The sequence below is a fragment of the Glaciihabitans sp. dw_435 genome (assembly GCF_018449675.1).
Lineage (GTDB): Bacteria > Actinomycetota > Actinomycetes > Actinomycetales > Microbacteriaceae > Glaciihabitans.
On record NZ_JAAVUZ010000001.1, the window covers coordinates 88,529 to 107,896 of the forward strand.

Sequence of the window (19,368 nt, forward strand, 5' to 3'; positions counted from 1 at the left end):
CTCAGGCTCCCTTCAGAACGAGACGGCGCTGGGGCGCGACGGTGATGATGCGCGGATCCAGGGCCGGATAGATGAGGTCGACCAGCAGGTTGACCACGACAAAGGTGACGGCGGCGAAGACGACCACTCCCTGCACGACGGGCAGATCCTGGGCGGACACCGCCTCGGCGGTCAGCCGGCCCAGCCCGATTCGGCTGAACACCGTCTCTGTTACCACCGAACCCGACAGGAGTGTCCCGACCACAAGACCCGAGACCGTCAGTGCGGGGATCGCGGCGTTGCGCAGGGCGTGCCGGAACTGCACCCGGGACGGGCTTGCTCCCTTTGCCCGGGCGGTGTCGGAATACGGCTCATCGAGCGCCTTCGCCAACCCCTGCGCGAGCAACTGCGCGATCATCGCGCTGGTGGGAATGCCGAGGGTGATCGCTGGAAGCACAAGGCTCTGTGGTCCAAAGTTTCCCGTGGCGGGAAACAGGTGGAAGGTGAAGGAGAACACCTGGATGAGCAGAAGTCCGAGCCAGAACGCCGGGATCGCCACCGCCAGCGGCGGCAGCCCGAGCAGAAGGTTCGACAGCCACCGCGACCGTGCCCGGGTGGCGAGAATCGCGACCGTCGACCCGGCAACCACGGCGAAAAGGAATCCGAGGGTGGCGATCTGCAGCGTCGCGGGAAGGGCCTCGGCGATGAGCGCCGTCACCGGTCGGGAGCTCGTGAACGATCGACCGAAGTCTCCGGTGAAGGCGTGACCCAGCGAGTCGAAGTACCGCGTGATGAGAGGTAGGTCGAGTCCCCACTGGTGTCGGATCTGCGCGATCTGTGCCGCCGTGAGGTCCGTGGCGTCGCCGCCGGTGATGTTCGCGATGATGTCGCCGGGAAGGCTCCACAGAATGAGGTAACTCGCCGTGTAGGCGGCGAACACCACAAGAACCGCCTGCGCTACCCGTCCCGCGACGTACCGTCCGTAGCTGTTCGCCGATGTTGCTCGTTCCCGCCGTGCGTGCGCCATGTCGCTCCTTCGGATCTCCGTGTCGGCCGTGTGTGAGTGCCGGGAGGCACTTGACAAGGCTCGATCGGATGTCTGATCCGGGCGAGGGGCGGCGTAACCGCGTCGTCATTTCCTTAACGAGGCGTCATATTCGAGCGGGCGCGGCGAAACCCTGCAACGCGAGGTTCGCGCGGGGCGGCTGTCAGCAGCAGTCGCACGCCTCGACGGAGCGCTCACCCGTGAGTGCGGAGACCGGCACGGCGCAGGCATCCCCACGCCAGGCCTCGAGGCCCTCCTTGATGGCGAATCCGGCGATGACGAGGGCCGCCACCGAGTCGGCCCACGCCCACCCCAGCAGGGAGTTGGCGAGCAGGCCGACCAGGAGCGCGGCCGAGAGGTAGCTGCAGATCAGCGTCTGCTTCGAGTCGGCGATGGCGGAGGCGGACCCCAGCTCCGTGCCGGTGCGGCGCTCCAGCCAGCTGAGGATCGGCATGATCGCCAGGCTGACGGCGGCGAGAACGATGCCGACGGTGCTGTGCTCGGCTTCGCGCAGCCCCGTCAGCGACAGCCCCGCGACGACGACGACGTACGCGGCGAGGCCGAAGAACGACAGGGCGATGACCCGCAGCGCCACCTTCTCCCGCTTTTCCGGGTCCGGGGCCGCGAACTGCCACGCGACCGCGGCGGCGGAGAGCACCTCCACGATGGAATCCAGGCCGAAGCCAATCAGTGCGGCCGATGACGCCGCGGTCCCCGCGGACAGCGCGATGACCGCCTCGATGACGTTGTACGAGATGGTGACCGCGACGATGATCCGGATGCGGCGCTGCAGGAGCCGCTTGCGCACGGGGCCGAGCACGCCGATGGCGCCGCTCGTTGCCGCGGTCATGCGCCGGGTCCGCAGTGGGTCGGACGTCCCTCCGTCGCGGCAACTGTCAGCATGCGCCGACCATACAGCGAGGGCCGACTTACCGGAAGAGCGGAGACTCACCGGCGTCGCGGCAAACTCCTTCCGGTCAGACGGCGTGCGCGAAGCAGATCGAGCCGGAGAACACCGTGTACGGCTCGAACGTCGGGATGCGCACGTAACCGAGCGCCTCGTAGAGGCCCACGGCTTCCGGCTGCCTGTCGCCGGTTTGCAGGATGACCCGGCTGCCGCCACGACGCACGACCTCCAGCTCGACCGACGCGATGAGCGCCCGGCTGATTCCGCGGCCGCGGTATCCGGCGAGGGTGACGAGTCGCTTGAGCTCCCACTCGGTGCCGAGGCGGCGGAGGGCAGCGTGGGCGACGGGGACATCCCCGTCCAGTGCTATGAACGTCGCGACGATATCCCGCGGGTCGAGCGCGAAGGCGGCATCGATGATGGCGTTCTCCTCGGCCGTTGCCGCTGACTTTCTGCCGGCGTACCGCGGCCCGATCTCGGCGTCCATGGCCGCGCGGAGTGACACCGCGCGCGGGTCATCCCACTCGACGATCTCGATGGTCGGGGTCGATACCCGCCGCTCGTCCGTTGTCACCGCTGGCCTCCCGGGAGGAACTTCTCGAAGTAGTGGATGACGATCTTTTCCGGGTCGCCCCCGACCTCGAAGAGCGGGGTGTAGCCGGTGGCGAGGTACAGGCGCACGGCCTCGGGCTGGCGCGGACCGGTGCTCAGCACCACCTTCGAGTATCCGCGGCGGGCCGCCTCTGCCTCGAGCTCGGCGAGCACGAGCTTCGCGAGCCCCTGGCCGCGGAAGTCGGCGTGCGTCCACATGCGCTTGAACTCGACGGTGGTGTCGTCGATGGTCATGAAGGCGCCGCCGGCGATGGCGACGTTGTCGCGCAGCAGGAGGAGGAACGTGCCGCGCGGCGCGGTGAACGCCTCGTTGGGGTAGCGGTTGATCTCGACGGACGCCGGCTCACCGAAGAGGTTGCCGTAGCGGGAGTCGTACTCGCGCTCGAGGTCTTCCAGCACCGGACGGGCGAGCGCGTCGCCCGGCGTCGTGTGCAGGAAGCTGTCGCCGGGGGCGAGGGGTCGGGTGGTGGTGTCAGGCTGCGGCATGGTGACGCGACTTCTCCTTTTCGTCGGCCGCCTCCGCCTCGACTTTTGCCCGGGCGGCGTCGCGCTTGGCGACTTCTTCACGAACGATCGGAATGACATAACGGCCGAAATCGATTGTGTCATTGACGAAGTCGTAGCCGCGCGCCGAGAGGATGTCGACGCCGAGGTCGACGTAGTCCAGCAGGGCCGCCGCCACCGTCTCCGGGGTGCCCACGAGCGCGTTCGAGTTGCCGCGACCACCGCTGGCCGCGGCGGGCTTCGTCCACAGCGCGCGGTCGTAGCGGTCGCCCTGCTCGGCGATCGACAGCAACCGCTGCGATCCCGCGTTCTCCGGGTGCTTGAGATCGCCCACGAAGTTGTTCGGCGCCGCCGCCGCGGTGCGCTGCTCGATCTTGCCGAGAATGTCGTGCGCCTTCTGCCACGCCAACTCCTCGGTCGCGCCAAGGATCGGACGGAAGGCCACCTGGATCCGGGGTCGGGTGGCGCGGCCCGCGGCCGCGGAGGCATCCGTAATCGTCTGAATCTGCTCGGCGGTGCTCACCAGCGGTTCTCCCCAGATGGCGTAGATGTCGGCTTCCGCCGCACCAATGGCGTAGGCGGCAGCGGATGACCCCCCAAACGACACCTGCGGGCGGGGGCTCTGGTGCGACCAGATGTCCGAGACGAAGTTCTCGAACTGGTAGTACTTGCCCGCGTGGTCGAAGGGTTCCTTCGACGTCCAGACCTTCTTGACGATCTGGATGTACTCGCCCGTGCGCTCGTAGCGCTCGTCCTTCGTGAGGTGGTCGCCCTCGGCGGCCTGGTCGGCGGTCGATCCGCCGGTGATGAAGTGCACGTTGAGGCGTCCGTCGCTGATCTGATCGAGCGTGGCGAACACCTTGGCGGCGTAAGTCGGGTACGAGAGGTTCGGGCGGTGCGCCAGCAGGATCTTGATGTGGTCGAGCTTGCTCGCGATGAAGGCGGCGGCCGTCGCCGGGTCGGGCGCTCCCGAGTGATACGCGAACAGGATGCGGTCCCAGCCGTTGTCCTCGTGGGCGCGGGCGAAGCGCAGCGTGTAGTCCTTGTCAAAGCTGGCGCCCGATCGCGCCTGGGTCTCGCCGCCGTCGTTGAGTCCGGCGATGCCAAGGAATTCGATGCCCATGAGGTGCTCCTGTCGGTGGGGTGCGGGAACCTCTCGTTCCCGTGCTGCGCCTTCGACGCTATGACCGCCCGCGAACGCCTCCTAGGGCCGGGTTCACACTTCGTAATCTCGGTCACATTGCGTCATCTTCGGCGCAGCACCGGTCGCCCCGGGTGAGTCTGTGGGCATGACCCGAGACACCCCTGTGCGCATCGCCGTCGTCGGTGTGGGTCCGCGCGGCGCCGGATTCCTCGAGCGTCTCGCCGCGAACGTGGCGGAATTGGGGGCGGATGTCCCGGTGCTGGTGCACCTCATCGACCCGCACCCACCCGGGGCCGGGCGCATCTGGCGCTACGAGCAGTCCGCGTTGCTGCGGTTGAACTCGATGGCCGAGGACGTCACGATGTTCACCGACGAGTCCTCCACGATCGACGGGCCTGTGAGCACGGGACCGTCGCTCATCGAGTGGGCGGACCGGGTGCGCTCGGGGGAGATCACCGGGATCGACCTGTCGGACGACACCCTGCGCGACGAGCTGACCGCGCTGACCGGGTCGTCCTTTCCCACCCGCCGGCTGCAGAGCCTGTACCTCGACTGGTTTTACCGTCGCGCGGTCGATGCACTGCCCGACTCGGTGGCGGTGCTTGAGCACGCGGCCGCGGTGGAGCGGGTCGTGCCGGGCGACGCCGGCGAGCAGCGCGTCGTCCTGTCCGGCGGCGAGACGCTCACCGTTGACATCGTGCTCTACGCGCTCGGCCACACCGGCGTCGAGCCCCGGCCCGAGCACCGGGAGCTCGCCGAGTTCGCCGCGGGCAACGGCCTCTACTACCTCCCTCCCTCCTTCACCGCGGACGCCGACACCGCCGCGATCCGCCCGGGCGAGAACCTCATCGTGCGGGGGATGGGCCTCGCCGCCGTCGACCTCGTGGTTCTGCTCACCGAGGGCCGCGGCGGGCGGTTTGTGCCCGGCGACGACGGGGTGCTGCGCTACGAGGCATCCGGTCGCGAACCGCACATCCATCTGGGCTCCCGCCGCGGGGTGCCGTACCGCTCGAAGATCAGCTCGCGTCTCGCAGCGCCGCGGGCCACCGCCCGGTTCTTCACCGCGGAGATCGTCGCCGAGCTGGAGCGCACCACCGACCGCCTCGAGTTTCGGGAGCACGTGTGGCCGCTCATCGCGAAGGAGATGCTCTGGGGGTATTACTGGGAGCTCTTCACGGGTCATCCCGACCGCGTGTCCGGCGACTGGCAGAGCTTCGCCGACCGCTTCGAACCGCTGCGGTGGGATGCCCCGGAGTTGCGCCGCCTCGTCGAGCAGACGGTGCCCGACCCGATCGACCGGTTGGATCTCACCGCGTTCGACCGCCCGCTCGCCGGCCTCACCTTCGAGAGCCCCGCGCTGCTGCAGGATCATCTGCGCGACCACATCGCGCTCGACCTGCGGCTGCGCAGCGACCCGGCGCACAGCGCGACGCTCGCCCTCTTCTATTCGCTGTTGTTCTCCCTCTTCGACCTCGGCGGGGTCGTCGACTCGCCCAAGTGGTCGGCGCGCTCGCGCGTGGAGGAGCTCGGCGCCGAGTGGCTCGGCTACTTCAGCTACGTCGCGAGCGGCCCGCCGGCGAGCCGCCTCGACGAGTTGCTCGCGCTGTCGCGGGCAGGGATCGTGGAGTTCCTGGGTGCGGACGCGTGGGTGCGGGCGGATGTTCCGGGCGGCAGCTTCGTCGCGGGATCCCCGAGCGTTCCCGGCCAGGTCACCGCGCGCGCACTCGTCGACGCGCGACTGCCGCAGCTCAGCATCCGGGACAGCGACAACCCCGCCCTGCGCTCCCTCGTGGAGAGCGGTGTCGGCAGTGAGGAATACCTCGACGACGGCGACTTCGCCGGAAGCACCGGCCGGCTGCGGGTGCGCACGTCCGACGCCCGCATTCTGGGCCCGGACGACGCGGCCCACCCGCGGCTCTTCGCGATCGGCCCGTTCACGAGCGCGCCGTTCGTCGGTGCGTTCGCGCGGCCGCGCACCAACGCGGTGAGTTTCCGCGAGAACGACAGGGTCGCCCGCGCGATCCTGGCCGAGGCGCGCGAGGTGTGGGCGGCGCGGTCCGGTCAGCTCTCGGCCACGTCCTTGAGCTTGTCGAGGGCCTTGGGCCACATGTCCTCAAACATCCCGGCGTAGTCCTCGTCGGTCTCGAGATCGACCGTCAGCGTGGTGGTGCCGCCGGACTCGCTGAAGGAGTAGTTTTCGTGGGTTCCGGCGATCGAGCGGGCGAAGTCGCTCATGAGGTCGTCGGCACCGCGATCCACCTGCCCGGCGTATTCGAGCGAGACGAACTCGTGCGGGCGGTTCTCGACCACCGTGGCGATGAGGCCGCTCTCGGTGCCGTCGTCGTTGGGGCCGACAAAGCGGATGGTGCTGCCCACGTTCCAGTCGCCGTCGAAACGCGAGCCCTCGTGGAACGCTCCGGTCCACACGCGGTACGTCTCGTCGTCGAGCATGGTGCTCCAGACGATGTTCACCGGGGCGGCGATGTCGATGCTGAAGTGCAGTGTTTTCACGGTGACTCCCTTGTCAGTGATGGGTGCGTGAGAGGTGCGTCACTTTAAGTGCAACACGTATCGATCGTGGCCGTCCAGCCTCGCAGCGACCTGACTGCCCGCCTCTGGCAACCCCCGGCGGCCGGTCATCCGCTCCTCGTAGGCTTACGACCATGACTGTTTCCACGATTACCCTCAACGACGGTGCCACCATTCCCCAGCTCGGATTCGGTGTGTTCCTCGTCGATCCCGCCGACACCGAGCGCATAGTCAGCGACGCCCTCGAGATCGGCTACCGCCACATCGACACCGCCGCCATTTACGGCAACGAGGAGGGCGTGGGCAAGGCGATCGCGGCGTCCGGCATTCCGCGGAATGAACTCTTCATCACCACCAAGCTCTGGAACAAGGCGCAGGGCACGCAGTCCGCGTACGACGCGATCGACGTGAGCCTCGGCAAGCTCGGCCTCGACGCCGTCGACCTGTACCTGATCCACTGGCCGTCGCCCGCCCAGGACAAGTACCTCGAGAGCTGGCTCGCCCTCGAGCAGATCAAGGCCGACGGCAAGGCGCGCTCCATTGGCGTCTCCAACTTCCAGCTGCCGCACCTCGAGCGCATCATCGCCGGGAGCGACACCGTGCCGGCCGTCAACCAGATCGAGCTGCACCCGGCATTCCAGCAGCGCGACATCCTGAACTTCGGTGCCGCCAACGGCATCCACATCGAGGCATGGGGACCGCTCGGCCAGGGCAAGTACCCGCTGCTCGAGCTGCCGCAGATCACCGAGATCGCCTCCGCGCACGGCAAGTCGCCCGCCCAGGTCGTGCTGCGCTGGCACATCCAGACCGGCACCATCGTCTTCCCGAAGTCGAACAGCCGCGAGCGCATCGCGCAGAACTTCGACATTTTCGACTTCGAACTGACCGCCGACCAGATGGCGTCCATCGACGCCCTCGACTCGGGCAAGCGCGTCGGCGGACACCCGGACGAAGTCAAGTAGTGCCGAACCGCCTCGCGACCGCGGTCAGCCCCTACCTGCGTTCCCACGCCGACAACCCCGTCGACTGGCAGCAGTGGGGGCCCGACCCGTTCGCCGAGGCGGTTCGCCGTCAGGCGCCGGTGCTCATCTCGATCGGGTACTCCACCTGCCACTGGTGCCACGTGATGGCGCGCGAGACCTTCAGCGACCCCGTGCTCGCCGGGTACCTCAACGAGAACTTCGTCGCGGTAAAAGTTGACCGCGAGGAATACCCCGACGTCGACTCGAGCTACCTCGCGTCCGCCGGCGCGTTCACCGAACAGCTCGGCTGGCCGCTGACGATCTTCGCGACGCCCGAGGGTAAGACGTTCTTCGCCGGCACCTACTTCCCGCCCGTTCCCGTGCAGGGACGGCCGTCGTTTCGTCAGGTGCTGGACGCGGTTCTGGATGCCTGGACGCAGCGCCGCACGGAGGTCGACAGCAACGCCGCGCAGATCGCCACAGCGCTGGCAGCACAGGGCAGCCAGAAGCCCGGGCCCCTGCCGCGGGCCGATGACTTCGCGGCCATCGTCAGCGAGCTGACCACCTACGAGGACGGCGAGTTCGCCGGGTTCGGCGGCGCCCCCAAGTTTCCGGTGGCGACGGTCATCGGGATGCTGCTCGACAGGGAGACGGTGGGGGATGCCCGGGCCGGCGCCCTCGCGCGGCGCATGCTCACCGCGATGGCCGACTCCGAGCTGCGCGACCCGGTCGAGGGAGGATTCTTCCGGTATGCGGTCCGCCGCGACTGGACGGAGCCGCACTACGAACGCATGCTCTACGACAACGCGCTGCTGCTCAGCGCCTACGCCCGTATCGATCGCGTAGACATCGCCGACGGCATCGCGTCGTTTTTGCTGACGGTGATGCGGCTGCCCTCGGGCGGGTTCGCCTCCGCGCAGGACAGCGAGAGCACGGTCGACGGTGCCCGGGTCGAGGGCGGCTACTACGCGCTGGATGCCGAGGCGCGCGCGGGCCAGGTCCCGCCCGCCCTGGACGAGAAGGTGCTGACCGGCTGGAACGGGCTGGCCATCGAGGCCCTCGCGACCTCCGGCAGCAGGCTCGGGCGGCAGCACTGGATCGATGCGGCCCGCGAGACCGCCGAGTACCTCAGTGCGGGATTCGCGGCCACGGGAACGCTTCCCCGTGCGCGCATCGGGCAGCTCGAGTCATCCGCCCGTCCCACCCTCGAAGATTACGGAATGCTCGCCGCTGGCCTCGTCGCGGTGGCGCTCGCCACCGGCGAGGCCGACTACGCGACCCGCGCCCGGGACATCGTCGACGCGTCGCTGTCGGCCGCTGCCCCCGACAGCCAGTCGCCGTTTGGGGTGCCGGGAGGCGCGGACCCCGTGCTCACCGGCCACGGTCTTGCGTTGGCGGTGGACCCGAGCGAGGGCGCGTATCCCAGCGGGCTGAGCGCGATCTCCGCCGCCGCGCTGGCCCTGCACCGGCTCTCGGGGGAGGGGAAATACCTCGCCGCGGCGACCCGGGCGATGGAACTGCTTGCTCCGCTGGCCGTGCAGCGCCCGATCTCGTTTGGTGCGGCGCTCGGCGTCATGTCGGCGCTCGACGCGGGTGCGCGCCAGCTGGTGGTGGTGACCGGCAGCGGGGCGGATGCCTCGGCCGACGTCACCGCGCTGGCCCGGCGGTGGGACCGCAGCGGGTCAGTCGTGAGCGTCGTGAACCCGGAGCAGGCGGCCTCGCTCGCCGACGCGGGGTTCGAGCTCTACGAGGGTCGCTCCACCCGGGACGGCCTCGCCACCGCGTACCTCTGTGAGGACTTCGTCTGCCAGCTGCCGGTCACCGATGCCGAATCGTTGGCGGCTCTGCTGGCGTGAGCCGGATCGGCACCTCGCGGGGTGCGCGGGACGCGAGCACGATCGTGGTCCAGCCCACCGCGAGCAGGAACTGCCCGAGCACGCCCTCGGGGAAGAAGATGTGGTCGTCGTAGAACAGCACGCTGCCGAGCAACACCATCACGCCCCCGGGAATGGCCAGGCCACCGCTGCGCAGCACCGCGACGATCGCGGCGACGGTGACGGCGGCGATGAACGCGATGCTGCCGACGCGTCCGATGTCATCTCCCAGGCCGAAGACCGTCCCCGTCGCCATGCCCATGTCGTCGAGCTTCAGGCCGCCTGCACCGATGCCGGCCAGCACGTCCAGCGCGGTGTAGAACGCGGCATAGAGGAACCCGAGTGCGCCCGTCAGCCAGCTGACCCACGCGACATACCCGCGCACGATGAGCCACGGCGCGAACCCCAGCAGGGGGAAGACCGGCAGGATCGCGATGTGCAGGTTGCGCCAGTATTCGGCCGACTGCGCCGTCAGGATCATGGGATGGCTGATGCCCACGACGGCGAGCATCAGCGGCGGAATCGCGACGACCGCGATCGTCCCCAGCGTGCGGAGACGCGAGTCCGATGCGGTTTTCATGCCGTCATGCTAGCTCCGCAAACCTTCGAGGTCGCCGAGCGCGGGCCGCGGTACCTCAGGCGGACGTGACCAGTTCGGCCGAGTCATCCGCTGCCCACTCGTTGAGCGAGCCGTCGTAGACCGCCACCGATGTTTCGCCGAGCAGGGTGAGCGCGAGGGCCGCCGCGGTCGCCGCGATGCCGCCGCCGCAGTACACGACGATGCGGGGAGCGCCGAGTGCCGGTGCCAGCACGCTGCGCAGGGCGGCGTCGGACAGCAGCGCGTGGCTGTCGTCTTCGACCAGCGAGGCCGCCGGCGCCGAAATGCTGCCCGGAATGTGGCCGCCGCGCACGCGCGTGACGACGGCGCCGGTGAACTCATCCTGGGGCGCAGCACACACGAGCGCCGCCTCGATGTCGCCGGCGACGACCGCCTCGACATAGGCCTTGTCGACCCAGAGTTCGGGACGTTCGGATGCCTCGAAGCGTGCCGTCACCGGTTCGACGTGACCGATCTCGGTCTCGCGTTCCTCCTGCTTCCACTTCGTCAGGCCGCCGTCGAGCACCGCGACCCGGTCGTATCCGAAGGCGCGGAACAGCCACCAGAGGCGGGCCGCCCACTGGCCGACGGCGGAGTCGTAGACCACGACGGTCGTGGAGTTGGTGATGCCGAGGGCACCTGCCGCGGCCGCGAAGCGTTCGGCGGTCGGGTGGGTGAAGGGGAACGGGGCATCCGGATCCGAAAAGTCGTCGATGACGTCGGCGAAGACGGCCCCGGGGATGTGGCCGGTGAGGATGTACTGCTCGTGACCGCTCAGGTACGCCCCGAGCCCATTCGGCTGGATGTAGCGCGAGACCGAGGCGTCGACAACGACCAGTTCGTCGGACCCGAGGTAGTCGGCGAGCCACTGGGTGGACACGACGGGGGACGACAGGGCAGGAGACATATCCTCACGCTAGCGAGCACCCACGACATCGGTAAGGGGTGGCGCAATGCGGGGTAACACGCTGGGGTGTTCGCCCGGCGCCGCGCTGCGTCGCGGTTACCCGCGGGCTATTTCCAGCTGGGGAACCAGTAGTGGGCACTCATGTACACCCAGTCGATTTGGATGCCCGTCCACATCGGCCAGTAGAAGATGCTCACGGCAACGGCGAGCAGAAGGTAGATGGCCACCCAGATCCCGCCCCGGTTGCGTTTCTCCGCCGGTTCGCCCTTGGTGCCGAGCAACATCCAGATCACGTAGGCGATCACGAGGATCATGTACGGCTCGAAGGCGATTGTGTAGAACTGGTACACCGTGCGGTTCGTGTACATGAGCCACGGAAGGTAGCCGGCGCCCAGGCCCGCGAGGATCAGGCCGACGCGCCATTCGCGGAAGCGGATGAGCCGGTAGACGAGATACAGCGCGGCAGCCGTGGCCGCGTACCAGATGAGCGGGTTTGCAATCCCGGCGATCGCCGAACCGCAGTAGTTGACGGTGCAGCCGTTTTCGCCGAGGTTCGCCCCCTGGAAGTACATGCTCGTGGGCCGCACCATGAACAGCCAGGTGAGGGGATTGGCAGCATACGGATGACCCGAATGCTCGTTGATGTTGTAGTTCCACACGTCCACCTGCATGTGCCAGAAGCTTTGCAGGGAGTTGGGCACCCAGGCGAGCAGCCCCGTCCAGTGGTTGGCCTCGGGGACCGCCCAACTGCGGTTGTACCCACCCTTGGTGACGAACCAGCTCGTCCACGTGACCAGGTAGGTGACGATCGCGATCGGCACGGTGAGGAGGAAGCTGGCCGGTGCCTGCTTGAGGAGGGTGCCGGAGAACCAGAACGGTATTCCCGCGTGCTTGCGGGCGACGCCGTCCACCACGACCGTGTAGACCGCGAGGATGGCGAGGAAGAAGAACCCGTTCCACTTGACGGCGGCGGTCAGCCCGAAGGCGATGCCCGCCGCGAAGAGCCAGGGGCGGAACCACAACGCCGGTCCCCAGTCGATGCCACGTCCGTCTTTCTGCCGCCGGGTCATCCACATCATCAGTCGTTTGTGTGACTGGCCGCGATCCATGAGAACGGCGCCAAAGCCGAGCAGGGCGAAGAAGCCGACGAAGTTGTCGAGCAGGGCGACCCGGCTCATGACGATCGCGTTGCCGTCGATCGCGATGAGCAGGCCCGCGATGGTCGCGATGAGGGTCGACTTGAAGATGCCCTTGGCGATGACCATGAGGAGGATGACGGTCAGGATGCCGATGACGGCCGTCGAGATGCGCCAGGAGAGCGGGTTCTCGGCGCCGCCGAAGAAGAGGAAGCCGAGGGAGATCAGCCACTTGCCGAGCTGCGGGTGCACGACGAAGGATCCGCCGGTGAGGTAGGTGTTGACGTCGCCCGCCTCGAACGCGGGGTTCGGGTTCTCGGGCCACTGTGCCTCGTACCCGAGCTGCGACAGCGTGTAGGCGTCTTTCACGTAGAACGTCTCGTCGAAGACGAGGGAGTGCGGGCTCGCGAGATTCCAGAGGCGAGTGCCGGCGGCGAGGAGTACGACGAGAATCGGACCCGCCCAGGTGATGATGCTCGCGCGGGTAGGAGTGGTCGCGAACCGCAGCCACAGGCGGTCGAGCACCGCGTACTTCGGCGGGGTTGCCTCCGCCGCGCGTCGGGCGCTCTCGGCGGGGGATTCTTCGCCGCGGGTCAGCGTCTCGAAAGTGGCATCGTCACGGCTCTTCACACCGCAATGGTAACCGGGCAAAAAACCGTCGGGCGCAGCGGGCGGCGGCCCCGCCTACGGGCACGTGGGTGCGGGTGGGAGAATGGGGCGTGATTATCCTCGCGGCGACGCCGATCGGAAACCTCGGCGACGCCTCGCGTCGGCTGATTGAAGCCCTGACCAACGCCGAAACCATCGCGTCGGAGGACACCCGCACGACCATCCATCTCATGCGCGCGCTGGGCATCGAGAACCGTCCCCGCCTCATCGCGCTGCACGAGCACAACGAGACCGAGAAGGCCGCGGAAATCGCCGAGCTTGCCCGCGATTCCGATGTGCTTGTGCTGTCGGATGCCGGGATGCCGGCGATCAGCGATCCTGGCTTCCCGCTCGTGGCCGCCGCCGCCGCCGCCGGAGTCACCGTGACGGCGCTGCCCGGTCCGAGCGCCGTACTGACGGCCCTCGCGGTGTCGGGATTGCCCACCGACCGCTTCACGTTCGAGGGTTTCCTGCCGCGCAAGAGCCGGGTGCCGTACTTCACCGCCCTCGTGCGTGAGCAGCGCACCATGGTCTTCTTCGAGTCACCCAACCGCCTGGCGGCATCCCTCGCGGACCTCGCCACCGCGCTCGGCGCCGACCGCCGCGTCGTCGTCTGCCGCGAGCTCACCAAGCTGCACGAGGAAGTGAAGCGGGGAACCGCCGCCGAGCTCGCCGAGTACTTCGCCGAGGGCGCCCGCGGCGAGATCTGCATCGTCGTCGAGGGAGCGCCGGCGCCGGTCGCGAACCTCGAGTCCGGTATCGAGCAGGTGCTGAGCCTCGTGACCGAGGGATTCCGCCTCAAGGAGGCGGCCGAGGAGGTCGCCGAGGCGACGGGCCTCAGCCGTCGCGATCTCTACGAGGGCGCGCTCACCCGCCGCAAGGGCTGACGGGCCCCTCCGGTACCGAAACCGCCTCTGCACGCATCGAAGGAGCAGAAATGGTTGTTGTCAGCGCGTAACTTCAGCCATTTCTGCTCCTTCGGTGCTCGTAGGGAGCAGGTGGTGCCTTACGGGGTGGCGCCGCAGACCGCCGGGGCCACCGGGGTGTCGAACCCGAAGTAGAAGGTGGACTGGGCGAGCAGCGATTCGCCGCGGGATCCCGTGTACGAGACGGAGCCGCCCTGGGCGGAGGCGCCGGTAACACCAGCACCGCGGGTGATGCGCATGGCGAGCAAGACGGTGTCTCCCGGGGGAATGGTGGCTCCCGCCGCGGGCACGCGCTCGCTCCACTCGGGTGAGTCGGTCGGTGGGTAGGTGCCGGCGTACAGACCGCTGATGGTGTCCTCGTCGTCCGACGGAGCGACGATCCAGGTCGACGCGAGATGGGCGCCCATCACGGAGTTGATCGATGTGCCCGACAGCACGATCGGGTCGGGTCCGGTGTTCTTCAGGGGCACTTCTGCGAACCCGTCGTCACTGGTGCCGGGCAGGCACGCCGAGATGCCGCTGCCACCCATGGTGAGCGTCGGCGTACTGGTGGGAGCACACCCGGCGAGGAGCAGGGCGACGGCGCTCGCGGCGAGGAGAGAACGGACACGGGTCATCCACTCAGCCTATGGGCGTAACACTCGCCGACGTCCGCGCGCGCCGACCTTTAGGATGGTCGAATGTCCGCCGGTGAATCCTTCTATCTCGCGACGCCCATCTTCTATGTGAACGATGTGCCGCACATTGGTCATGCGTACACGGAAGTTGCCGCCGACCTCGTTACCCGCTGGCACCGCCAGAGCGGCGACGACACGTGGCTGCTCACCGGTACCGACGAGCACGGCCAGAAGATTCTGCGCACCGCCGTCGCGAACGACACCACGCCCAAGGCCTGGGCGGACCGGCTCGTCAACGAGTCGTGGCTTCCGCTGCTCGAGACAATCACGATCGCCAATGACGACTTCATCCGCACGACGGACGAGCGCCACGAGACCGCCGTCAAGATCTTCCTGCAGAAGCTGTACGACGACGGCTACATCTACTCGGGCGAGTACGAGGGCTACTACTGCGTCGGCTGCGAGGAATACAAGCAGCTCGACGACCTCATGGAGACCGAGACGGGTGACTACGCCGGCCAGCTGGTCTGCAAGATTCACTCCCGCCCGATCGAGGTACTCAAGGAGAAGAATTACTTCTTCCGGATGAGTGACTTCCAGCAACGCCTGCTCGACCTCTACGAGGAAAACCCCACCTTCGTGCAGCCCGAGAGCGTGCGCAACGAGATCATCTCGTTCGTCAAGGGCGGCCTGAGTGACCTCTCGATCTCACGGTCAAGCTTCGACTGGGGCATCCAGATTCCCTGGGACCCGACCCACGTCGTCTACGTGTGGTTCGACGCACTCCTCAACTACATCTCCGCCATCGGGTACGGCACCGACGACGAGAACTTCAACCGCCGCTGGCCCGCCACGCAGCTCGTCGGCAAGGACATCGCCCGCTTCCACGCGGTCATCTGGCCCGCCATGCTCATGGCCGCCGGACTGCAGCCCCCGAAGCAGGTGTTCGGCCACGGCTGGCTGCTCGTCGGCGGCGAGAAGATGTCCAAGTCCAAGCTCACGGGCATCGCACCGCAGCAGATCACCGACACGTTCGGTGCCGACGCATTCCGCTACTACTTCATGCGCGCCATCAGCTTCGGCCAGGATGGCTCGTTCAGCTGGGAAGACCTCAGCGCCCGCTACCAGGCGGAGCTCGCCAACGGCTTCGGCAACCTGGCCTCCCGTGTGACCGCGATGGTCACCCGGTACTACGACGGCGTGCTGCCCGCACCCGCCGAGTACAGCGAGGCCGACCTGGCAGTGCAGAAGGTCGTAGCGGATGCCACGTCCGACGCCGATGCCGCGATCCAGCGTCTTGCCATCCACGAGTCCCTTGCCGCCATCTGGACCATTGTCGAAGAGCTGAACGGGTACATCACGATCCAGGAGCCGTGGGTTCTCGCGAAGGCGGACGAAACGCGCGCGCGCCTCGGAACGGTGCTGTACACCGCCACCGAGGGACTGCGTGCGCTCGCCGTGCTGCTGTCCCCGGTCATCCCCGGCGCGACCGCCAAGCTGTGGGCCGCTCTCGGCGCCGAGCCGGTTCTCGGCGGACTGACCGCGCAGGTCATCACGGATGCCGGCACGTGGGGCCAGCTCCCCGCGGGCAGTGCGATCTCCAAGCTCGAGGCGCTGTTCCCGCGCATCGAGCAGGACGACGTTCCGGCCTGACGCGAGCGGTGAACCGGTGCACCGATCACGCGGCACGCAGGTTCGGCGACGTAGCATCGATGCAATGAGCAACGGTGTGACGAAGTACTCCCGTCGTGCGGTGGCCGGCACGGTGTTCCTCCTGGCGGCCGGGGTAACCCTCACCGGGTGCGTGGGTTCGGGCACCCCGTCGTCGTCGGGATCGGCCGGCTCGGGGACATCCGCTTCCCCGACCGTCTCGGACACGCCGACCGGCGCTCCGACGGCCAGCGCGACCGCGAGCTCGACGCCCAGCTCATCCCCGACGAGCGCGCCCTCATCGACCCCCACTTCCGGCGCCGACCCGCTCGCGGGCCTGACGCTGGAGCAGCGCGTCGGCCAGCTGTTCATGGTCGGAACGACCGCGACCGCCGCCGAGGGCGCGACCATCGCGACGGTGCGGGACCGGCACGTGGGCAACATCTTCTTGTCGGGACGCTCGTCCGCGGGCACCACCGCGACCGCGACGGTGGTGCGCCAGTTCACGAATCTCGTACGCACGGGGACGACCGGCGGTATCCCGATGCTGGTGTCCACCGACCAGGAGGGCGGGCAGGTGCAGGTGCTGCACGGGCCGGGGTTCTCGACGATGCCCAGCGGGCTCGAGCAGGGAGCCGGCAGCACCGCGGCACTGGAGGCCAACGCCGCGACCTGGGGAGCGCAGCTGCGAAGCGCCGGCGTCACCATGAACCTTGCGCCCGTGGTCGACCTGATCCCGAACGCGAAGAACGCGGCGGCCAACGCGCCCATCGGTGCCTTCGACCGCGAGTACGGATTCACCGCTGCGACGATCACCGGGCACGCCGATGCCTTCCGCGGCGGCATGGAATCGGCGGGCGTGCAGACCGTCGTCAAACACTTCCCCGGGCTCGGCACGGTGACCAAGAACACCGACACGACCGCGAACGTGACCGACACCACGACCACCGCGGACAGCGCCAGCGTCGGCATCTACCGCACCGAGATCGCGGACGGGGCGCCGAGCATCATGGTGTCCTCGGCGATCTACAGCAAGATCGATGCGACCCAGCCGGCCGTCTTCTCGCGGGCTGTCGTCACCGACCTGCTGCGCGGGTCGCTCGGCTTCGACGGAGTGGTGATGACGGACGACCTGTCGGGAGCTACTCAGGTGCTGTCGGTGTCGCCGGGGGACCGGGCCATCCGCTCGATCCAGGCAGGCGTGGACATCGTGCTGGTCTCGCGCATCCCCACCGTGGCGCCGGGAATGATCGACGCGGTGGTCGACAAGGCACGCACCGATCCGGATTTTGATGCGCTGGTGGATGCCGCGGCCCGCCGCGTACTCGTCCTGAAGCACGATTCCCTGGGTTGATCGCTACTCTGAAAGCATGACCGAACCCGCTCCGTACGTTCGTTCGCGTGACACGTCGGCCGACAGCCAGCCGCGCAACCTCGAGTACCCGCCGCTTCCCGAGGCGCTCAAGGTCGGGATCTACGACAATCACACGCACCTCGAGATCAGCGACGGCAACAACCCGCTCGACTATCGCGAGCAACTCGATCGCGCCTCCAGTGTGGGAGTGCGCGGCGTTGTGCAGGTGGGCAACGACCTCGAGACCTCCCGCTGGTCGGCCGAGATCGCGGCCCGTGAACCCCGCGTGCTCGCCGCCGTCGCGCTGCACCCGAACGAGGCGCCGCGCTACGCCGCCGAGGGCACCCTCGACGACGCGCTCGCCGAAATCAACGAGCTCGCCCAGCGTCCGCGGGTGCGGGCCATCGGCGAGACCGGACTCGACTTCTTCCGCACGGAGGAGGGCGCCGGTCGCGACGCCCAGTACCGCTCGTTCGAGGCGCACATCGAGATCGCCAAGCAGAACGGCCTCGCGCTGCAGATCCACGACCGCGACGCGCACGCGGAGGTCGTCGAGACCCTGCTGCGGGTGGGCGCCCCCGAGCGGACGGTCTTCCACTGCTTCAGCGGCGACGCGGAGCTCGCCCAGATCTGTGCCGACAACGGCTGGTATCTCTCTTTCGCCGGAACCGTGACGTTCAAGAACGCCCAGAACCTGCGCGATGCGCTCGAGCTTGTGCCGCGCCGCCTTGTTTTGGTGGAAACGGATGCCCCGTTCCTGACGCCCGTGCCGTTCCGCGGCCGGCCCAACTCTGCCTACCTCATCCCGCACACGCTGCGGGCGATGGCCACCTACCTGGGCACCGATGTGTCCATGCTGGCGGCCCTCATTACGTCCAACACGGAGGAGGTGTACGGACTCTGGAACGCGGAGCCCGTCACCGAACCGTCAAGTCCATTCGGAGATCGATGAGTGACGACATGGTGGCGCCCGGCGCTGCCACTGCCAGCGGAACCAGCACGCTGCTGGGACCGGCCGAAATCCGCGATCTGGCCGAGCTGCTCGGCATTCAGCCGACCAAGAAGCTCGGCCAGAACTTTGTGATCGACGCCAACACCGTCCGCCGCATCGTGCGCGTCGCCGGTGTATCGGCCGGCACGACCGTCGTCGAGGTGGGGCCGGGCCTCGGCTCGCTGACCCTCGGACTGCTCGAAACCGGGGCCGAGGTTGTCGCCGTCGAAATCGACAAGCGCCTCGCCGCGCAGCTGCCGCTCACGGTCGGGCAGCTGCAGCCCGAATCCCAGCTCACCGTCATCACCGCCGACGCGATGACGATCGAGGAGCTCCCGGGTACCCCCACCGTGCTGGTCGCGAACCTTCCGTACAACGTCTCCGTACCGGTGCTGCTGCACTTCCTCGAAACGTTCCCGGCTCTGCAGAGCATCCTCGTCATGGTGCAGGCGGAGGTCGGCTACCGCATCGCGGCCGTGCCCGGCTCCAAGATCTACGGTGTGCCGAGCGCCAAGGCCGCCTGGTACGGGGTCTGGCGCACGGCCGGCCAGGTCAGCCGCCAGGTCTTCTGGCCGGTGCCCAACGTCGACTCCGTTCTCGTCGCGTTCGAACGACGCGAGCTGCCGGGCACCGAGGCGGAACGCGTCGCCACCTTCGAGCTCATCGATGCCGCGTTCCAGCAGCGTCGCAAGATGTTGCGTCAGGCGCTATCCGTGGTGCTCGGTGATTCGGCCAATGCCTCCGCCCGCATCGAGGCGGCCGGGCTCAAGCCGACCGCCCGCGGCGAAGAGCTCACCGTGCTCGACTTCCTCGCGATCGCCCGCACGGCCTAGTACCCGCGGCCGCACACCGCGCCGCACACCGCGCCGCACACCGCGCCGCACACCGCTGCCGCACACCGCGCCGCACACCGCTGCCGCACACCCCGCCGCACACCCCGCCGCACACCCCGCCGCACACCCCGCCCCACACCGCGCCGCTCACC

The 19,368-nt window shown here is 68.3% G+C and carries 18 protein-coding genes; 8 read left to right on the top strand and 10 right to left on the bottom strand.

Annotated elements, in window-relative coordinates:
- Position 1: 1 nt before the first annotated feature.
- The 5 genes from HB677_RS00360 to HB677_RS00380 all read right to left on the bottom strand — a co-directional run bounded on the left by HB677_RS00360 (position 2) and on the right by HB677_RS00380 (position 4,170).
- Entirely contained in the window at positions 2–1,006 is a 1,005-nt protein-coding gene (locus HB677_RS00360; protein WP_213813674.1) for an ABC transporter permease, read from the bottom strand.
- Between the two features lie 181 nt (positions 1,007–1,187).
- Positions 1,188–1,874: a cation transporter gene (locus HB677_RS00365; RefSeq protein ID WP_213813675.1), complete on the bottom strand. Its 687-nt coding sequence runs from the start codon at positions 1,872–1,874 to the stop codon at positions 1,188–1,190.
- 127 nt (positions 1,875–2,001) lie between these two features.
- Positions 2,002–2,505 (bottom strand): GNAT family N-acetyltransferase, encoded by a 504-nt coding sequence (locus tag HB677_RS00370; protein ID WP_307852411.1) that lies wholly within the window; start codon positions 2,503–2,505, stop codon positions 2,002–2,004.
- Complete coding sequence (locus HB677_RS00375) at positions 2,502–3,029, bottom strand: GNAT family N-acetyltransferase (RefSeq protein ID WP_213813676.1); 528 nt, start codon at positions 3,027–3,029, stop codon at positions 2,502–2,504. Before HB677_RS00375 ends, HB677_RS00370 begins: the two co-directional genes overlap by 4 nt.
- Complete coding sequence (locus HB677_RS00380) at positions 3,016–4,170, bottom strand: LLM class flavin-dependent oxidoreductase (protein WP_213813677.1); 1,155 nt, start codon at positions 4,168–4,170, stop codon at positions 3,016–3,018. Before HB677_RS00380 ends, HB677_RS00375 begins: the two co-directional genes overlap by 14 nt.
- 166 nt (positions 4,171–4,336) lie before the next feature.
- On the opposite strand from HB677_RS00380, the gene HB677_RS00385 reads away from it, so the two are divergent.
- The gene (locus tag HB677_RS00385) at positions 4,337–6,322 is read left to right on the top strand and encodes an FAD/NAD(P)-binding domain-containing protein (RefSeq protein ID WP_213813678.1); all 1,986 of its coding nucleotides are present in this window, start codon (positions 4,337–4,339) and stop codon (positions 6,320–6,322) included.
- Here the strand turns inward: HB677_RS00385 and HB677_RS00390 are convergent.
- A complete protein-coding gene (locus HB677_RS00390; protein ID WP_213813679.1) occupies positions 6,253–6,702 on the bottom strand; it encodes an SRPBCC domain-containing protein in 450 nt (149 codons plus the stop codon). The genes HB677_RS00385 and HB677_RS00390 overlap by 70 nt on opposite strands.
- A gap of 152 nt (positions 6,703–6,854) precedes the next feature.
- Here HB677_RS00390 and HB677_RS00395 point away from each other — a divergent pair, with 152 nt between their 5' ends.
- Together HB677_RS00395 and HB677_RS00400 are read left to right on the top strand one after the other, a co-directional pair.
- Positions 6,855–7,682 (top strand): aldo/keto reductase, encoded by an 828-nt coding sequence (locus HB677_RS00395; protein ID WP_213813680.1) that lies wholly within the window; start codon positions 6,855–6,857, stop codon positions 7,680–7,682.
- A complete protein-coding gene (locus HB677_RS00400) occupies positions 7,682–9,538 on the top strand; it encodes a thioredoxin domain-containing protein (RefSeq protein ID WP_213813681.1) in 1,857 nt (618 codons plus the stop codon). The genes HB677_RS00395 and HB677_RS00400 overlap by 1 nt, the downstream gene beginning before the upstream one ends.
- Here the strand turns inward: HB677_RS00400 and HB677_RS00405 are convergent.
- The 3 genes from HB677_RS00405 to HB677_RS00415 form a co-directional block, all read right to left on the bottom strand.
- Complete coding sequence (locus tag HB677_RS00405) at positions 9,501–10,136, bottom strand: hypothetical protein (RefSeq protein WP_213813682.1); 636 nt, start codon at positions 10,134–10,136, stop codon at positions 9,501–9,503. The two genes, HB677_RS00400 and HB677_RS00405, sit on opposite strands and share 38 nt — an antisense overlap.
- Before the next feature lie 55 nt (positions 10,137–10,191).
- Positions 10,192–11,061, bottom strand: a complete 870-nt coding sequence (locus tag HB677_RS00410) for a sulfurtransferase (RefSeq protein WP_213813683.1) — start codon at positions 11,059–11,061, stop codon at positions 10,192–10,194.
- 107 nt (positions 11,062–11,168) lie between these two features.
- A complete protein-coding gene (locus HB677_RS00415; protein WP_213813684.1) occupies positions 11,169–12,827 on the bottom strand; it encodes a dolichyl-phosphate-mannose--protein mannosyltransferase in 1,659 nt (552 codons plus the stop codon).
- Positions 12,828–12,916: 89 nt separating this feature from the next.
- On the opposite strand from HB677_RS00415, the gene rsmI reads away from it, so the two are divergent.
- Positions 12,917–13,732, top strand: a complete 816-nt coding sequence (gene rsmI / locus HB677_RS00420; protein WP_213813685.1) for a 16S rRNA (cytidine(1402)-2'-O)-methyltransferase — start codon at positions 12,917–12,919, stop codon at positions 13,730–13,732.
- A 119-nt stretch (positions 13,733–13,851) separates the two neighbouring features.
- On the opposite strand, the gene HB677_RS00425 is transcribed toward rsmI, so the two are convergent.
- On the bottom strand, positions 13,852–14,388 hold the full coding sequence (locus HB677_RS00425; RefSeq protein WP_213813686.1) for a hypothetical protein: 537 nt from the start codon (positions 14,386–14,388) through the stop codon (positions 13,852–13,854).
- A 63-nt stretch (positions 14,389–14,451) separates the two neighbouring features.
- On the opposite strand from HB677_RS00425, the gene metG reads away from it, so the two are divergent.
- The 4 genes from metG (at position 14,452) to rsmA (ending at position 19,216) form a co-directional block, all read left to right on the top strand.
- The gene (gene metG / locus HB677_RS00430; RefSeq protein ID WP_213813687.1) at positions 14,452–16,041 is read left to right on the top strand and encodes a methionine--tRNA ligase; all 1,590 of its coding nucleotides are present in this window, start codon (positions 14,452–14,454) and stop codon (positions 16,039–16,041) included.
- Between the two features lie 64 nt (positions 16,042–16,105).
- Positions 16,106–17,392, top strand: a complete 1,287-nt coding sequence (locus HB677_RS00435; protein WP_213813688.1) for a glycoside hydrolase family 3 N-terminal domain-containing protein — start codon at positions 16,106–16,108, stop codon at positions 17,390–17,392.
- Positions 17,393–17,408: 16 nt separating this feature from the next.
- On the top strand, positions 17,409–18,344 hold the full coding sequence (locus HB677_RS00440; protein WP_213813689.1) for a TatD family hydrolase: 936 nt from the start codon (positions 17,409–17,411) through the stop codon (positions 18,342–18,344).
- Positions 18,341–19,216, top strand: coding sequence for a 16S rRNA (adenine(1518)-N(6)/adenine(1519)-N(6))-dimethyltransferase RsmA (rsmA, locus tag HB677_RS00445; protein ID WP_213813690.1), 876 nt, complete (start codon positions 18,341–18,343; stop codon positions 19,214–19,216). The genes HB677_RS00440 and rsmA overlap by 4 nt, the downstream gene beginning before the upstream one ends.
- The last annotated feature ends 152 nt before the right edge of the window (positions 19,217–19,368 follow it).

Excerpts from the sequence above, each read along its gene's own strand:
- HB677_RS00410 (WP_213813683.1), bottom strand. The coding sequence starts at position 11,061 with ATGTCTCCTGCCCTGTCGTCCCCCGTCGTGTCCACCCAGTGGCTCGCC.
- HB677_RS00380 (WP_213813677.1), bottom strand. The coding sequence starts at position 4,170 with ATGGGCATCGAATTCCTTGGCATCGCCGGACTCAACGACGGCGGCGAG.
- HB677_RS00395 (WP_213813680.1), top strand. The coding sequence starts at position 6,855 with ATGACTGTTTCCACGATTACCCTCAACGACGGTGCCACCATTCCCCAG.
- HB677_RS00435 (WP_213813688.1), top strand. The coding sequence starts at position 16,106 with ATGAGCAACGGTGTGACGAAGTACTCCCGTCGTGCGGTGGCCGGCACG.
- metG (WP_213813687.1), top strand. The coding sequence starts at position 14,452 with ATGTCCGCCGGTGAATCCTTCTATCTCGCGACGCCCATCTTCTATGTG.
- HB677_RS00360 (WP_213813674.1), bottom strand. The coding sequence starts at position 1,006 with ATGGCGCACGCACGGCGGGAACGAGCAACATCGGCGAACAGCTACGGA.
- HB677_RS00385 (WP_213813678.1), top strand. The coding sequence starts at position 4,337 with ATGACCCGAGACACCCCTGTGCGCATCGCCGTCGTCGGTGTGGGTCCG.
- HB677_RS00440 (WP_213813689.1), top strand. The coding sequence starts at position 17,409 with ATGACCGAACCCGCTCCGTACGTTCGTTCGCGTGACACGTCGGCCGAC.
- rsmA (WP_213813690.1), top strand. The coding sequence starts at position 18,341 with ATGAGTGACGACATGGTGGCGCCCGGCGCTGCCACTGCCAGCGGAACC.
- HB677_RS00365 (WP_213813675.1), bottom strand. The coding sequence starts at position 1,874 with ATGACCGCGGCAACGAGCGGCGCCATCGGCGTGCTCGGCCCCGTGCGC.
- HB677_RS00375 (WP_213813676.1), bottom strand. The coding sequence starts at position 3,029 with ATGCCGCAGCCTGACACCACCACCCGACCCCTCGCCCCCGGCGACAGC.
- HB677_RS00405 (WP_213813682.1), bottom strand. The coding sequence starts at position 10,136 with ATGAAAACCGCATCGGACTCGCGTCTCCGCACGCTGGGGACGATCGCG.
- HB677_RS00425 (WP_213813686.1), bottom strand. The coding sequence starts at position 14,388 with ATGACCCGTGTCCGTTCTCTCCTCGCCGCGAGCGCCGTCGCCCTGCTC.